The 15,448-nt window shown below is 62.7% G+C and carries 16 protein-coding genes; 4 read left to right on the top strand and 12 right to left on the bottom strand.

The window, feature by feature from the left end; translation table 11 throughout:
- Both DK926_RS22530 and DK926_RS22525 read right to left on the bottom strand, forming a co-directional pair.
- Positions 1–160, bottom strand: a 160-nt coding sequence (locus tag DK926_RS22530) for an FAD-dependent oxidoreductase (protein ID WP_114332274.1), incomplete at its 3' end; no start/stop codon positions are given.
- 124 nt (positions 161–284) lie between these two features.
- Positions 285–1,589 (bottom strand): MFS transporter, encoded by a 1,305-nt coding sequence (locus DK926_RS22525; protein ID WP_114332273.1) that lies wholly within the window; start codon positions 1,587–1,589, stop codon positions 285–287.
- 237 nt (positions 1,590–1,826) lie between these two features.
- On the opposite strand from DK926_RS22525, the gene DK926_RS22520 reads away from it, so the two are divergent.
- From DK926_RS22520 to DK926_RS22510, 3 genes are read left to right on the top strand one after another with little or no spacing between them, the layout of a single operon-like run.
- A complete protein-coding gene (locus DK926_RS22520; protein ID WP_114332272.1) occupies positions 1,827–2,621 on the top strand; it encodes an enoyl-CoA hydratase-related protein in 795 nt (264 codons plus the stop codon).
- Complete coding sequence (locus tag DK926_RS22515; RefSeq protein WP_114332271.1) at positions 2,622–3,758, top strand: acyl-CoA dehydrogenase family protein; 1,137 nt, start codon at positions 2,622–2,624, stop codon at positions 3,756–3,758.
- Positions 3,759–3,800: 42 nt separating this feature from the next.
- Positions 3,801–4,700 carry an SDR family oxidoreductase gene (locus DK926_RS22510; RefSeq protein ID WP_114332270.1) on the top strand — a complete coding sequence of 300 codons (900 nt, stop codon included), beginning with the start codon at positions 3,801–3,803 and terminating at the stop codon, positions 4,698–4,700.
- Between the two features lie 56 nt (positions 4,701–4,756).
- On the opposite strand, the gene DK926_RS22505 is transcribed toward DK926_RS22510, so the two are convergent.
- From DK926_RS22505 to DK926_RS22485, 5 genes are read right to left on the bottom strand one after another with little or no spacing between them, the layout of a single operon-like run.
- On the bottom strand, positions 4,757–5,791 hold the full coding sequence (locus DK926_RS22505) for a hypothetical protein (RefSeq protein WP_114332269.1): 1,035 nt from the start codon (positions 5,789–5,791) through the stop codon (positions 4,757–4,759).
- Complete coding sequence (locus tag DK926_RS22500) at positions 5,788–6,837, bottom strand: phosphotransferase family protein (protein ID WP_114332283.1); 1,050 nt, start codon at positions 6,835–6,837, stop codon at positions 5,788–5,790. Before DK926_RS22500 ends, DK926_RS22505 begins: the two co-directional genes overlap by 4 nt.
- A 5-nt stretch (positions 6,838–6,842) precedes the next feature.
- Positions 6,843–7,655 carry an enoyl-CoA hydratase-related protein gene (locus tag DK926_RS22495; protein WP_114332268.1) on the bottom strand — a complete coding sequence of 271 codons (813 nt, stop codon included), beginning with the start codon at positions 7,653–7,655 and terminating at the stop codon, positions 6,843–6,845.
- Positions 7,656–7,694: 39 nt separating this feature from the next.
- Entirely contained in the window at positions 7,695–8,501 is an 807-nt protein-coding gene (locus DK926_RS22490; protein ID WP_114332267.1) for an enoyl-CoA hydratase-related protein, read from the bottom strand.
- A 30-nt stretch (positions 8,502–8,531) separates the two neighbouring features.
- Positions 8,532–9,314 (bottom strand): enoyl-CoA hydratase-related protein, encoded by a 783-nt coding sequence (locus tag DK926_RS22485; protein WP_114332282.1) that lies wholly within the window; start codon positions 9,312–9,314, stop codon positions 8,532–8,534.
- 205 nt (positions 9,315–9,519) lie between these two features.
- On the opposite strand from DK926_RS22485, the gene DK926_RS22480 reads away from it, so the two are divergent.
- Positions 9,520–10,293 (top strand): FadR/GntR family transcriptional regulator, encoded by a 774-nt coding sequence (locus DK926_RS22480; RefSeq protein WP_207890891.1) that lies wholly within the window; start codon positions 9,520–9,522, stop codon positions 10,291–10,293.
- Between the two features lie 16 nt (positions 10,294–10,309).
- Here DK926_RS22480 and DK926_RS22475 read toward each other — a convergent pair whose 3' ends face one another.
- The 5 genes from DK926_RS22475 to DK926_RS22455 are packed head-to-tail and all read right to left on the bottom strand — an operon-like array spanning position 10,310 to position 15,447.
- On the bottom strand, positions 10,310–11,356 hold the full coding sequence (locus tag DK926_RS22475) for an LLM class flavin-dependent oxidoreductase (RefSeq protein ID WP_114332266.1): 1,047 nt from the start codon (positions 11,354–11,356) through the stop codon (positions 10,310–10,312).
- Between the two features lie 26 nt (positions 11,357–11,382).
- Positions 11,383–12,207 (bottom strand): 1,4-dihydroxy-2-naphthoyl-CoA synthase, encoded by an 825-nt coding sequence (gene menB / locus DK926_RS22470; protein ID WP_279387101.1) that lies wholly within the window; start codon positions 12,205–12,207, stop codon positions 11,383–11,385.
- A gap of 25 nt (positions 12,208–12,232) precedes the next feature.
- A complete protein-coding gene (locus tag DK926_RS22465; protein WP_114332264.1) occupies positions 12,233–12,991 on the bottom strand; it encodes an SDR family NAD(P)-dependent oxidoreductase in 759 nt (252 codons plus the stop codon).
- Between the two features lie 27 nt (positions 12,992–13,018).
- Positions 13,019–14,248, bottom strand: coding sequence for an acetyl-CoA hydrolase/transferase C-terminal domain-containing protein (locus tag DK926_RS22460; RefSeq protein ID WP_114332263.1), 1,230 nt, complete (start codon positions 14,246–14,248; stop codon positions 13,019–13,021).
- Positions 14,248–15,447: a thiolase family protein gene (locus DK926_RS22455; protein WP_114332262.1), complete on the bottom strand. Its 1,200-nt coding sequence runs from the start codon at positions 15,445–15,447 to the stop codon at positions 14,248–14,250. The genes DK926_RS22460 and DK926_RS22455 overlap by 1 nt, the downstream gene beginning before the upstream one ends.
- Position 15,448: the final 1 nt, after the last annotated feature.

The raw sequence follows: 15,448 nt of genomic DNA, 5'->3' as shown, positions 1-15,448 counted from the left end.
GGTACAGCAGTGGCTGGAACAGGTGGTGGGTGGTCTTCGCGATCAGCGTGACGTCGACATTGGCCTTACGCAGTTGTTTCGCTGCGAACAGGCCGCCGAACCCGGAGCCGATGATGACGACGTGATGACGCCGAATTCGTTGCGACACAATCCGATCCATATTCGAGTACGTGCCTGATCCCACTGTCATAAATAGAACCTCCCACTGGTAACGCCATATACGCCGAAAGCCGTGGCCACGGATGCGACATCCGTGGCCACGACAGCCCTCACTACCCTTGCCCTCAGTTACTGTGCGCAGCCCGTTCCGAAGCGGTGTCCGGGGACGACTCGGCAGCATCGGCCAGTTCGTTGTGATCGAGCGAGAATCGGTACCTTCCCATGAAAAGCAGGCACACGATCGAGACCACGACCATTCCGACGATGGGCGCGATTCCCGCACTGTAGGACCCTGTTGCGTCATAGACCTGCCCCAGCAGGAAGATTCCGAACGCCGATCCCATCGCGTACAGGAAGTACACGAATCCCAGAACGCGGCCGTAGGAATGCTTCGGGAAGTAGCGGCTTGTCATGTACGCGGCTACGTCGCCTTCGGCGCCCAGAGCGACACCGACCAGGACTGCCCCGGCGATCAACAAGGGTAGCGACGATGACGAAATCAAAAGACCGACGCCGACGGCACACAAAGCGAAGATGACGGAGCCGATGACAGGCGCGAAAAGCCGGTCAAGACAGAATCCGACGAGCAGCCGCGCAGCAATGGACGACAGGCTCAAGATCGACAGCACGAACACTGCTGTCTCCTGGCTGATGCCCTTGTCCGTCGTCATCGGAACAATCTGTGACATCAAGCCGAAGGTCGCCGACGACACCAAGAAGATCGAAAGTGACAGTAGCCAAAACTGACGGTACGAGCGCGCGATGGTAAGCAGAGATTCGCCTGCGACTCGACCGGCTGCACGCGCCTGCAGCCGCTCCTCGTCGTGCTGCTTCGGCATACGAGTGACGAATGCGTACACACAGAACGGAATGACCGTGCACAGCGCGCCGATTACGAGGAACGTCGTCCGCCACCCGGCCGCACCAACGATCCAATTGGCGAGGTACGGCATCACGACGCCACATGCACCCATGCCGGCCATCAAGACGCCGAGCGCGAGACCGCGGCTGTCGCGGAACCATGCGCTGACGACGGTGGCGTGCGCAACCGGGTTCAATGCTCCCGCTCCCGCGCCGATCACGATGCAGAGCACATAGAAGACGGCTTGATTGTTGGGAACGGCAGCCATCGCCATGATGCCGCCACCGAACAGAAGCACCATCGGCAGCGCGGGGCGACTTGGCCCGAACCGGTCCACAAGAATTCCCAGAATTACGATGCTGAAGCCGACGAAGATAGTCTCGATCGACAACCCGTTGGTGACAACGCTGCGCTCCCACCCGAAGTCTTCCGCCATGGGTTTGCCCAGGACGTTGAACAGCACATTGACGGTGCTCGAGCCGAAAAGCAGGGTGACGAATCCTGTTGCCGCATACCACCACCGATTAATCGATCGAGATGGCGAGGCCGATGTGTGCGTAGTGCTCATAGGGGTCCTTTTCGCGGGCCGGTGTGACACTCGTGCGGCACCCGAGGAGGTGTCCGACATCACACATGGAACCATAAGGACTGACCAAATGTAAATATCGGTCCTGAAACAATCCCAAGATCGCACGATGCCTTGCCCCGGGCCTTCAGCGCACGCTAACGTCGTGTAAATGGTCAGTCCAAAGGCTTCGCGCTTCCAGGACGATCGACTCAATCACCGAAAGGACACCGAAGACCGATGACCGTTTTCACCGACATCACCTACGAGGTCGACAACGGGCTGGCGACTATCACGATCAATCGCCCCGAGCGCTACAACGCGTTCCGCGCGCAGACCGTCGACGAACTGATCCTCGCGTTCAAGCGGGCGTGGGCCAGCAGCGAGGTCGGCGTCGTGGCATTGACCGGAGCCGGCGACAAGGCGTTCTGCGCGGGCGGCGATCAGAAGCAGCGCATGGAATCGGGCGACTACGGCCCCTCGGTCAGCGGCCTCTTCGAGGTCGAGTCGCTTCACCGCGTCATCCGCGACACCCCCAAGCCGGTCATCGCGGCGGTCAACGGTCTGGCTATCGGCGGCGGCCACGTTCTGCACGTGCTGTGCGACCTCACCATTGCCGCGGACACTGCGCAGTTCGGACAGAACGGCCCCAGGGTCGGGTCCTTCGACGCCGGGCTCGGATCGGGCTACCTTGCGCGCGTCGTCGGCGAAAAACGAGCACGAGAAATCTGGTTCATGCTCCGTCGCCTGTCCGCCGAGGAGGCGCTGGACTGGGGACTCGTCAACAAAGTCGTTCCCGCAGCCGACCTCAAAGCAGAGGTTCGGGCCTGGGCCGATCAGATGCTCGATTTCTCCCCCACCGCACTCAAGGTGCTCAAGCAGTCGATGAACACCGACACCGAACACTTCGTCAGCATCGGCTCCATGGCGTACTCCACGCTGGAGATCTTCGGCGAGACCCCCGAAGCCCGCGAAGGGATCACAGCCTTCAACGAAAAGCGCAAGCCCGACTTCAGCCAGTACCGGGGCAAGTAAGTGCGTTTCACCGCTGAACAGCGCGAGTTCGCGACGGCAGTGCGCACGTACTGCCGGCGCGATCTGGCGACGGTTGCGCAACGGGACGCGGTCACCGACGGCGGCACACTGTCGAACAGCCCGAAAGTGTTGTCCGACATGGCCGCACATGGATGGCTCGGAGTGTCACTCCCCGAGGAGTTCGGAGGCGGCGGGGCCGGGTTCGTCGACGAGTGCATCTTTTTGGAGGAGTCGGCCCGCGGGCTTGCCCCGACCACCGGCTACTCGACGGGCCTCACCGCGGCACAGACTTACCTGAGGTGGGGGACGGACGATCAGAAGAAGACAATCGTCGGCAATCTGGTCGCTGGCCGCCTCGAAGCCATCGCACTCAGCGAACCCGGCTCCGGATCTGACCTGGCCAGTCTGCGGACATCCGCACGCCGCGACGGTGACCGGTATCTGATCAACGGTCAGAAGACATGGATCTCGGCTGCGCATGTAGCGGAACATATCCTGGTCCTCGCGCGGGAAGAGTCGGCGGAACGCAAGCACCACGGAATGACTCTGCTCATGGTGCCGACGGACGCACCGGGCCTGACGATCCGCCCAATCGACACGATGGAAGCGCACACGTGCAACGACGTGTTCTTCACCGACGTCGAAGTACCGGAATCCGCCGTCGTCGGCACCCCGCGCAATGCCTGGAAACAGTTGATGCGAGGGCTTTCCATCGAGCGGCTCATCATTGCGGCTATGAGTATCGGTGCAGCGCAGCGCGCACTCGACGACGTCATCGCCTACACGCGAGAGCGTGAGCAGTTCGGACATAAGATCGCAAGCTTCCAAGCTATCCGGCACCGCATTGCAGATCTTGCCACCGATGTCGAGATGGCCAGGGTGTTCCTCTACGACGCCGCGTCCGGAATCGACTCGGGCTTGGAGGACGATCTCGCCCGCGAAAGCGCGATGGCCAAGATGCGCAGCACTGAAGTGGCCAAGAACGCCACACTCGAAGCAATGCAGATGATGGGCGGCAACGGTTACGCCCGTGAGTACGGCATGGAAGGTCAGGTGCGACGCGCACTTGCACCGCCGATCTACGGCGGTACCAACGAAATCCAGCGCGAGATCATCGCGAAGAACATCGGCCTGTAACCGGCTAACCGGCTCACAAGCCACAACACGACGAGGTGCACGATGACCGACGCAACACCACTCTCACCGACTTTGTTGTCCGGTAAACGGATTCTGATCACCGGCGGCGGCACCGGACTAGGGCGCGGAGTCGCCCGACACATGGTCGAGCACGGCGCCGAGGTCCACCTGTGGGGCCGCCGTGAAGCTGTTCTGCGGGACGCCGCGGAAGAAGCATCCGCGTCGCGCCCAGGCTCGGTTCACTACCACTCCGTCGACGTCCGAGACTACGAGAACGTCGATTCGGTCATGGACCGTATATGGAACGAACATGGCCCGCTTACCAGCGTCGTCAACAATGCTGCAGCCAATTTCATTGCTCAGACGAAGGACCTCAGTCCGCGTGCGTTTCAAGCGGTGACGAGTACAGTCATGAACGGGTCGTTCCACACCACCCATGCCGCAGGCAAGCGATGGATCGCCGACGAGCTCCCCGGCAGTGTGCTCTCCACTCTTACAACATGGGTGTGGACCGGCTCGGCGTTCGTTGTCCCATCTGCCATGGCCAAGGCAGCGGTGCATTCAATGACGATGTCGCTGGCAGTCGAGTGGGCGAAGTACGACATCCGCCTGAACGCTCTGGCGCCAGGACCGATCCCGACGGATTACGCGTGGGAGATGCTCAACCCCACAGACAAGAGTGCCGTCGGAGCGACTCAGGCCGATCAAATCCCGGCCGGGCGCACGGGAACCATCGAAGAGCTCGCGAATCTCACCATGTTCGTTCTGTCCGATGCGTGCAAATACCTCACCGGTCAGACCATCGCCATGGATGGTGGCCAAATGCTGGCTGGCCCAGGAACGTTCGCGGGGCTTACATCGCTGAAAGACGCGGACTGGGACCAGATCAAGGAAACCAGCAAGGCCGCATCCGCGACGAGTAAGGCTCAGCGCACCGTGTGAGTGCCGACGCGAAAAGGCCCCGCTCAGCAATGCTGGCGGGGCCTTTTCAGCGTTGTTCAAACATGGAGCGACGGACGGTACGTGTAGGACCGGCTACGGCTGAGAGCAAACTCGAAAATCCCCACACCCGATTCACCGTCCAACGAGAACGAGCACAGTCGGTCGGTCAACGACGAGTCCAGGGTGGTCGGACCGACTGTTCCGTTCAACGTGTAGCGGTCTGATTCGATGTGGTCGATACCGCGTGCCACGCCATGATGTCCCCCGTACCCTGCACCTGCCATGAACCCACCGCCCGCCGTCGCGTCGGCATGCACGCGGTAGCGATTGCCCGCGGCTGTTGTCACGTCGACGTCTCCTCCCACCAGGTCGAGACCCAAGGTGAACTGCAACGCGTGACGCACGTTCGTGACGGCATCGAGCGTTCCATCCTCGTGCATGACCGCGCCCTCGAGCAGAATCCGCTGCCCGTCTCGGGTTTCCACTAGAAGGAACCCGATCGAGAAGGTTGCAAACTGCGCCTGATACCAAATGTGCAGACCCTGGCCACCCGCCATGGTTCGCACACCACGCGAGCGGTCACGCTGACCGAACCACCCATCCGCCGACACCTCGTTGCCGTCGGTACTCACGGTTCCCGAATAGCGACCGGACTGAAAGAGATGGTCGAACGAGGTTCTCGTCGCCGTCGCCTTGTTCTCGACCGCGATCTCGCCGAACCAAGCCGGCGTGCGGGCGCGCCAGGTCACATCGAATTCGACACCGATGTCGTTGGGGCCGAGCACAAGCCGCCACTGCTTGTTCGGTTCGATGCAGTCGACAGAGAACGGCCCGCAGCTTCGTCGGTCGGTGGCGTCGAGTTCGGAAGCGAAGCGCAGATTTCGCTGCTCGCCTGCGTTCGAAATCACCACGAACCCGTCGATCGAATTCTTGGGCGGGTAGATTCCGAGCCCGGTAATCAGCGACGGTGCCGTACGGTCCGCGGGGTGCATGTTGAACATCAACCGGTCGAAGAACCCATCGGGCAAATCGACCCTTTCCGGTCCGACCAACGGGTCCACGAAGGATGTATCAGCGTCGACGGTGCTCATGTGTGCTCCTCTTGTGGTGTTCGTCGATCGAGTCCGGCCGTACGCCTGGCATCGGCCAGAAACCTTTGAACTAGTTCGGGATCGGCGTAGTACGGGTCGCCGATGCCTGCCTCGACCCGTCGACGGCTGTACTCGTACAGGACGGCAAGCTTCCACAGCGCGAATGTCGTGTACCACGCCAGGTTCGACAGATTGCGTCCCGTCGCTTCGGCATACCGCGCCGTGAGTTCGTCTCGTGTCGGGTACCCGTCTTCCAAGAGCGCCGCGCTCAGTTCTGCGGTCGGGTTCGGTGCCTGCCCCGGCGTCGGGATGGTTGCGATGAGGTATCCGACATCGATCAACGGGTCGCCGAGAGTAGCCAGTTCCCAATCCAGAACAGCCGCAATGCGTCCGGGGGCCTCGGGCGCCAGCATGACGTTACCGATCCGGTAGTCGCAATGAATCAGCGTCGCACCGGATTCGGAAGGCACGTTGGCCTCGAGCCATGCATCGACGTCGGCGAAGTCGGAGGGAGCGGACCCGTCGGACTGGGCGATCAGACGCCGCATGCGGCTCAAGTGTCGCGCATTGAAACCCTCGGGACGTCCTAGCTTTCCGAGCCCGGCAGACTGCCAATCGACGCCGTGTAGGTCGGCGAGCGTGTCGATGAGCCGATGTCCGATAAGACGCCGCTGCTCAGGTATGTCCAGCGGTGATGGTGTCCGATCGGTGACCACGTGCCCCGCGGCGAAACTCATGACGTAGAACGGGACGTCCAGGACGTCCCCTGCTTGCCCCACCGCGAGGACCTGCGGAACAGGTACCTCTGTCTCGTACAGGGCAGACAGCAGTGCTGCTTCGCGCAGCATGTCGTGTGCGCCGGGCGGAATGGGCGGCGGTGGCGGCCGACGGACCACGACGCTACGGGTCCCGTCACCGACGAGGAACGTCAAGTTGGAATGGCCGTCACCGATCGGCTTCGTCGTCAACGGTCCCACGGTGATACCGCGGGACGCCAAGAAATCCTCGAGCGCGCCGAGAGTTTCGGGTGTCCAGTCCCATGCCACGTCGGTCACTTCCCGCTGAAGGCAGGTTGACGCTTGTTCTTGAACGCAGCCAACGCTTCGGGCATGTCGTCGGTCCGGGTGAGTAAGGCTTGCCCGCGGTTCTCGAGTTCGAGAGCTGCCTCGTACGAACCGATTTCGGCGTTTCGGTGAATAGCTCGCTTCGACATACGCACACCCCCTGGGGAATTCTGGGCGATCAGTCGCGCCATCGCCAACGATTCCTGCAGAAGGGCGTCGGACGGGACTACCCGATTGACCAGACCGATGCGCAGCGCCTCGTCGGCTTCGACGATACGGCCCGTGAAACCGATTTCGGCGGCTTTCGCCGGACCGACCAGCCGAGGAAGGGTGAACGAGGTCCCCAATTCGCCCACCGACAGACCCAGTTTGACGAAGGCTGCGCTGATCTTCAGCGTCGGCGCTGCGATTCGTAGGTCCGCGGCCAACGCCAACGCCATCCCACCGCCGGTGGCGGCACCGTGAATGGCGGCGATCACTGGGAAGGGCAGAAATCTGATGGATTGGATGCCGCCGGTGGCGGTCTCCTGGAACTTCAGAAATTCACGTACACCCATCTCGGTGATGACCGAGATTTCGTCGAGGTCGAAGCCTGCGCAAAACGCACGTTCACCCGCACCGGTGAGAATCAGCGCGCGTAACCCACTGTCGCGCAGGGCACGTCCCGCCTCGCGGTATTCGTGAAACATCCGCACCGTCTGCGAATTCATGCGATCCGGGCGGTTGATGCGCAGAATGCCGATACCCGGTTCAGGTTCTTCGAACGTCAGAGTCTCGAGTTCGGGAAAAGAAAACGTCATGTGTGGTGCACCTGCAATCGTCGTGAGTTCGGACAGCGTCTACCGGCCGTGGAACACAGGCGGTCGTTTTTCCTTGAAGGCGGCGAGCGCCTCGGCCATGTCCGGGCTGCGAGTCAATAGAGCTTGGCCTCGGTTTTCCAGTTCGAGAGCAGCTGCGTAAGAACCTGTTTCGAGGTTTGCCTGCAGTGCTCGCTTGGACAGTTGCACCCCGCCAGGAGAGTTCGCAACTATCGCTTCGGCCAAGGCGACGGCGTCGCCGACGACATCGTCGGAGATGGAGTTCGCGAGTCCGAGGTCGACAGATTCGGTGGCGTCCACGACTCGGCCGGTAAAGCAAATCTCACTCGTCTTCGCAGGGCCGATAAGGCGAGTGAGCAACCACGACGTCCCGAGGTCCCCGGCGGACAGACCGATACGCACGAAAGCGGCGTTGAACTTGGCAGTCGGGCCGGCGAGCCTGATATCAGCGGCGAGCGCAAGGGCCAGACCGCCTCCCGCTGCCGGGCCGTTGACTGCAGCGATCACCGGAACGCGCAAACCCCTGATGGCACTGAGCGCGCGTGCCGCCCGCTCCTGCTGATCGAGCATGCCCAACGCGCCCAAACTCGGCAGATCGTCGGCATCAGCGAGGTCGTATCCGGAGCAGAACGCCTTTCCTCGTCCCGTCAGGACTACGACGCGGCACTCATCCTCGGTTTCGAGTCCCCACGCCAGGCGCTCGAGTTCCAGGAACATGGTGTTGGTCATCGCGTTGTAGCGATCGGGACGGTCCAGCGTGACCAGGACGACGCCTGGCTGTACCTCCTCGACCGCCATGGTTTCGAATGTCTCGTCGAGAGTTTTCATGATGCTCCTGGGGTAAGACGGAGATGAGAGTCAGCGGAAGTTGGGGCGTCGCTTTTCGACGAAAGCGGTGATTCCTTCGGCAGCTTCACCGTCCTCGAACAACGATTGTTCCTGTGCCACTTCATAGGCGGCGCCCTCTTCGAGCGGCGTGTCGAATGCTGCGTCGACAGTGCGCACGACCGCACGTTGAGCGGGCAGCGAGGCCCCCTTCATCTCACCGACGAAAGCGAGGGCGGCCTCGAGGACGTCGCCGTCGGTGAGGCGGTCGACAAGGCCTATCGACAGGGCTTCGTCTGCCGGAACCTGCCGCGCGGTGAGCATGATGTCCAACGCCCGCCCGCGACCCACGAGGCGGGGCAGGCGTTGAGTGCCGCCCGCTCCCGGAATCAACCCGATCTTGACCTCCGGCAAACCGAACTTTCCCCCCGGGCCGGATACGCGCAGCGTGCAGGCCATGGCAAGCTCCAGTCCGCCTCCGAGCGCCAATCCGTCCACTGCCGCGATGGACAGATAGGGGGCAGTCGCGAGGCGGTCGTTGACCGCGCGCATCTTATCCCCGTACGCGGTGAAGGACTCGGCATCGATGGACGACAGATGCTTGATGTCGGCACCCGCGGCGAAGAAGCCAGGAATGGCCGACACAATGATCATGACCTTGACGTCGCCGGCCGCATCCGCTGCGTCCATAGCGGCGTGCAGGCCATCCAACAGCGGAATGCCGAGAGCGTTGGCGGGCGGTCGCAGCGCTGTCACCACCGTAACGCCCGGCTGCACCGTCTCCCAGGTGACTACTTGCTCGGCCCGATCTGCCATGGCGTCCTCACTGTCCGTGTCGCGGCTGCGCCTCATCGCGCCGTGCGACGGTCATTCGAACCGTAGCGAGAAACCGATACCTGAGTCAACCATTATTATGGTCGGACCAAAACTCTGATCGGGCGCTGTTGCCGTAGCCGATCGTGAAATAAGCAGCTCAAACTGATACTTTAGGTACGACCATAAGCACAGAGAGGGGGTCTACATGGCCCAGCAGCCGTCCAACGGCGCGGTCGAGCGCCATCCCGTTCAGTTGCAGCCCATGCAGGTCCCCAAGGCGTCGGACGTGCTCGCCAACGACCTACGCGAGCGGATCCTGCGCGGTGAATACCCGTCCGGCACGGCCCTGCCCCCGGAACGGGAACTGGTCAGCCAGACCCGCATGAGCCGGACCACCGTTCGCGAAGCACTGCGGATCCTCGAGGTTCAAGGTCTGGTCACCATCAAGACAGGACGTTCCGGCGGCGCCTTCATCCAACAACCGGGTGGTGATTCACTGGCTACTTCCGTCAGCCTGCTCATCCGGGGTCAACAATTACGCCTGACCGCATTGCTCGAAACCCGCGAGGCCATCGAGCCTGCCTGTGCCAGCCTCGCCGCGAAATACCGTACCGACGAGGATCTCGATGTTCTCGACGCGGCCAATCGTGCCGTCGGTGACTTGTCGTTGCCACTCGATGCGTTCCTCCGCGCGAACGTCGACTGGCACCTGGGCGTCGCAGTCGCCAGCCACAACGAACTCCTCACCGGTTTCATGTCGGCACTGTCGAAGGCGATCTACAGCTCGACCGAGAACAATGCCTTCGTGGACGACGAGGTTCGAACCACGACGCATCGCGCACACAAGACGATCACCGATGCCATCCGGTCGGGTGATGCGGCGGCCGCGATGCGGCGGATGACGAAACACGTTCACGGGTATGCCGAAGCGGTCGTGCAGGTCGAGGAGCGCACCAAGATCGACATCGACGAGCCCTGACTCCCGACACGGGCAGTCAGGACTCGCCGCGGGCGAAATGTTCGCGTAAGCCTGCGAATATGTGCCGGTTGTTCATCTCGGTCTCCAGATCCGATAGCCCCCACGGTGGGGCGATGAGGTCGAGATGATCGAAATCGTCCTTCAGCCCATTCAGTCGTCCGCCGAACTCGCTCGGCGTGCACGTGATAGTGATTGCGTCGATCATGTCGTCGGTGACCGATCGCACGACTGCCGCGTCGTCTCGATTCCGAGCAGCATCGCGGATCTTCTGCTGCTCACTGCTCCACCCGTGCAATTCGAACAAGGAATCGTAGACGCGAGACGCAGCGTACTGCCCGATCGCGAATGCGGCTCGCGCGCGGGCCGTGTCGATGTTCTCGTCGATCGAACACATCCGAATTCCCATGATGGTGACATCGGACGCCGAACGGCCGGACCGTGCGGCGCCACGCGCGATCTGCTCGGCAACGGGACCACGGACGTACTCGGCCGTGTACATCGGATGTCCTACCAGACCGTCCGCATGCTCCCCTGCAGTTCTGAGCATCAACGGATTGACGCCGGCGATCCAGATGGGGATGCTCGGCCGAATGGGCTCGGGCACGTCGGCGGTAGGAGCGACGTGTACGTGATAGAACCGACCGTCATGATCGACTGGCCCTTCGTGAAGACGCCACAGCTTCTTGAGCACGGTGACGAGCTCGGCCATACGCACCGCCGGTGCGCTTCCGTCGACGCCGTGCCAGGCCTCCATCATCTTCGGCGTGCCGTTGCCAAGCCCCAGAATGACGCGGCCGCCGGACATCTCGTCGAGGTCCCGCGCCTCGGCCGCCCAGATCAGCGGGCTGCGCCCGACGCCGTACGCGATGTTGGAACCGATCGAGATCGACGACGTTCCCGCCGCAATCGCGGCCATGGGAACGGTCGCCGAGCGGCTGTACAGTTCGCTCACCCACACCGCCTCGCACCCGATGTTCTCGGCTTCCTTCGCCACGGCGACCATCGATGTGAACTTGCCCGGGCCGCGCCCGGTCCCGAATGCATTGACCCCGAAAGTCGTCACGGAAAACCCTTTCGATCAGGTGCCGGTCACGGCCGACGGGGGAACTTGCCGAAATCCGGAGTGCGTTTGGCCTTGAACGCTTCTCGACCCTCTTTTGCTTCGTCGCTCGCATAGAACAGCAAGTTCGTGTCGTGTGCGAGTTGCTGAATGCCCGCCAGCCCGTCTTCTGCGGCGTGGAAGCTTGCCTTCATCAAGCGCAGTGCCATCGGGGACAGCGCCAGCATCTCACGGCACCACTGCACGGTTTCGGCTTCGAGATCGGCGAGCGGCACCACCGTATTGACCAAACCCATGTCGAGGGCTTGCTGCGCGTCGTACTGGCGGCACAGAAACCAGATTTCCTTGGCTTTACGCTGCCCCACCAGATCCGCAAGAAGACCTGCACCGAAGCCGCCGTCGAACGAGCCGACGCGCGGGCCCACCTGTCCAAGACGGGCATTGTCGGCCGCGATGGTCAGGTCACAGACGACCTGCAGGACATGGCCACCGCCGATCGCATAACCCGCCACCATCGCAACCACGGGCTTGGGCAACCGGCGAATCTGCACTTGCAGATCTGTCACGTGAAATCGGCCGACCTGATCCGGGCGATCTGGATCGGTCAGATAACCGGTGTCGCCGCGCACTCGCTGATCCCCACCCGAACAGAACGCTTTGTCGCCCTGGCCGGTGAGGACGATGACTCCCACCGACGGATCTTCCCGCGCAGCAGTCAATGCTGCTGAAATCTCCATCAACGTCTGCGGCCGGAACGCGTTGTGCACCTCCGGTCGGCAAATGGTTATCTTTGCGATCCCGTCGGCACTGCGGGCGTATTCGACGTCCTCGTACCGCTCGACGACCGACCACACGACGGCTTCGGTAGTCACCGGCTGCCTACGCCATCGTCAATCCGCCGCTGACGGACAACGTCTGGCCCGTGATGTAGCCTGCGTCGTCCCCGGCGAAGAACGACACCGCTGCGGCGATGTCCGACGCGACGGCCAGGCGCTTCATCGGAACCGAGCGCGTCATTCCGCCGATGACCTTGTCGGCGTCCTGACCCGAGCTGTCAGCGAACTTACGCAGTGCGGGAGTATCGGTCGGTCCGGGGCACACCGTGTTCGCGGTGACGCCCTTGGTCGCCACCTCGCGCGCAAGCGTCTTGGTGAACGCGATGATGCCTCCCTTCGCGCCGCTGTAGACAGCCTCGAGGGATGACCCGACGCGTCCTGCGTCGGAACCGATGTTGATGACTCGTCCGAATCCGCGTTCGATCATGCCAGGCACGACCGCGTGGTTGACGCGCAGTGCGCCCTTGAAGTTGATGTCGAGAATCTTGTTCCAGAAGTCCTCGTTCGTGTCGAGGAACTTCATGAAATCGTCCCAGCCTGCGTTGTTCACCACGACCTCGACCGGACCCAGTTCTTGTCCGACCCGCTCGACGGCGGCATTGACCGACGCGGTGTCGGTGATATCGACGAGGACGGCGATGGCTTCGCCGCCGTTCGCCACGATGTCCTTCGCGGTCTGTTCGGCAACCTCGAGGTTCAGATCTGCAATGGCGACCCTGAACCCGTCGGCCGCGAGTCTGCGCGAAATTCCCTCGCCGATTCCCTGCGCGCCGCCGGTGACCAGTGCTACTCGATTACTCATGTGTTACTCCTTGCCGATGATGTGATGTCACGTGTTGATATGGGCCGCGCGCGCAAGTTCCTCCTGGAACTCCGGCGCTGCAATTGCGATGAGTCGTTTGACGCGTTCTACCAGCGGCTGCCCACGCAGATGCGCGACACCGTGCTCGGTGACGACACAGTCGACGTCGGCTCTCGCGGTGCTGACCACGCCCTCGTCCAGTTCGAACTTGATCGACGATCGACCGCGCATCGTCGACCGCAACGCGACGATGGAACGCCTGCCGGTCAGCGACGCTGCCCGAGCAAAATCCACCTGCCCGCCGACAGCGCCGAGGTAGGTCCCGCGGCTCACTTCGGCTCCGACCTGCCCGGTGAGGTCGACCTCGATAGCGAAGTTCACTGCCACGAGCGTCGACAGCTGCGAAAGCACCTGCGGTGCGTGTGTGTAACTCGTCGGCCGGAACCGGATCGGGACGTCGGAGACTCGACCGTACAGCTTCGACGATCCCAACGCAGTGCCTGCGATCGACACTCCGACGTCCACCTGCTTTCGCGCACCGGTGACAACGCCCTTGTCGATCAGGTCCAGAATTCCGTCGGTCACCATTCCGGTATGTACGCCCAGATTCCGGTGGTCCGACAGCGCGTCGAAGACTGCGGCTCCTGTCGATCCGACGCCTACCTGGACAGTGTCGCCGTCGTCGATCAGTTCGGCTACGCGTCGGCCGATGACGCGTTCGATCTCCCCGGGTTCACGTCGCGGCTCTTCCTGCAACGGCCGGTCGGACGAGATCGTCGAAGCAAAGCGCGACAGAGGGATTCGGGGAGACCCTGGCACGTCGGGCATCTGCTCGTTGACTTCGGCGAACAGCACTGGTGTGTACAGGAGGGCGTCGGCCATGTAGTCGACGCCGATTCCCAACGAGCACCTGCCGTCCGCATCCGGAGGGGACACCTGCAGCAGGCCGACGTCACGCGGAAAGAACCCTTCGGCGAACATTCGCGGAAACGAGGAGTAGTGGCACGGGACCACCTCGAGCCTGTCCGCTTGCTCCAGTTCGCGCAGAGAGCCGAGCCCACCGTAAGACACCACGGTGTCCAGCGGAGAAACAGATTGTGCCAGTGCGGAATTCCAGCTCAATCCGCTGAAAAACCGTAGCGGTCCCACATCCGCCTCGCGCGCGAGCAGGCGGTCGACCAATGGGCGCGGCTCCGACGCGGCCTGACCCCACCACACGCCCATACCTGGCCGGAGCCACTTCGCGAAATCGTCCATCAGCTCTCGCGCTCGAGCAGGGTCCCGGTGCCCAGTCCGCCTCCGCAGCACATCGTCACCAGCCCGAGGTGACTGTCGCGACGCTCCATTTCAGAGACGATAGTCGCAATGAGCCGTGCGCCCGTCGCGCCGACTGCGTGACCGAGGGCGATCGCACCACCGTTGACGTTGACCCGGTCCATGTCCGGCTTCAGTTCACGTTCCCACGCAAGCACCACCGACGAGAACGCCTCGTTGACTTCGAAGAGGCCGATGTCGTCGACGGTCAAATCGTTGCGTCGCAGCAACTTCTGCGTCGCAGGAATCGGGCCGGTCAACATGATGATCGGGTCGACGCCGACCGTCGTCTGATCCACCACCCGCGCGCGAATACGTAGCCCGTGCCGTTCTGCAGCCTCCCGCGTGCACAGCAGCACTGCAGCGGCGCTGTCGCAGATCGGGCTCGAGGTACCTGCGGTCACGCGACCGTTCTCGGCACGGAAAACTGTCTTCAGTCCGGCCAAGGTTTCGGTGGTCGTCGACGGACGGACAGTCTGGTCTCCTCGGCGGATCTCTCCGTCGAGTTCCATCGACACCATCTCGGCGTCGAACCGACCGGCCTCGATGGCGGCAGTCGCCAGAGCGTGTGAGCGGACTGCGAATTCGTCCATCTCCGCCCGGGAGATGTTCCAGCGCTCCGCAATGAGTTCGGCGCTTTCGCCCTGGGAGACGAAGTCGTACTGCGACCACATCTCGGGGGTCCACGGTTCCCCGTACAGCTCGCTGATCCTCGCAGGCGAATTCATCGGCACGTGGCCCATGTGCTCGACGCCCCCCGCGATCACGACGTCGTGCACTCCCGACGCAATCAGAGCCGCGGCGAAGTTCACCGCAGTTTGGGCGGATCCGCAACGACGGTCGAGCGTCGTCGCCGGCACTTCGGGCGGGAAGCCCGCCTGCAGCCATGCATTTCTGCCGATGTTGCGTGACTGCTCCCCGAACGGTGCAGTGCAGCCGATCACCAGGTCGTCCACCTCGGACGGGTCGATTCCTGCACGCCCGACCAAGTCCTGGTAGCACGCAGCCAACATTGCATTGGGATGCGTGTTGCGGAACCAGCCCTTCTCAGGATGAGACTTGCCGATCGGGGTTCGCACGGCCTCCGCGATGACTACATCACGGCCGGTGGTTGCGAACGGCCCGTTCACTTTTCGTGGCATC

The sequence above is a fragment of the Rhodococcus sp. Eu-32 genome, from assembly GCF_003336925.1.
Classification (GTDB): Bacteria; Actinomycetota; Actinomycetes; order Mycobacteriales; family Mycobacteriaceae; genus Rhodococcoides; species Rhodococcoides kyotonensis_B.
The sequence above is the reverse complement of the archived record's forward strand: the minus strand, read 5'-3'. Positions and strand labels throughout refer to the sequence as shown.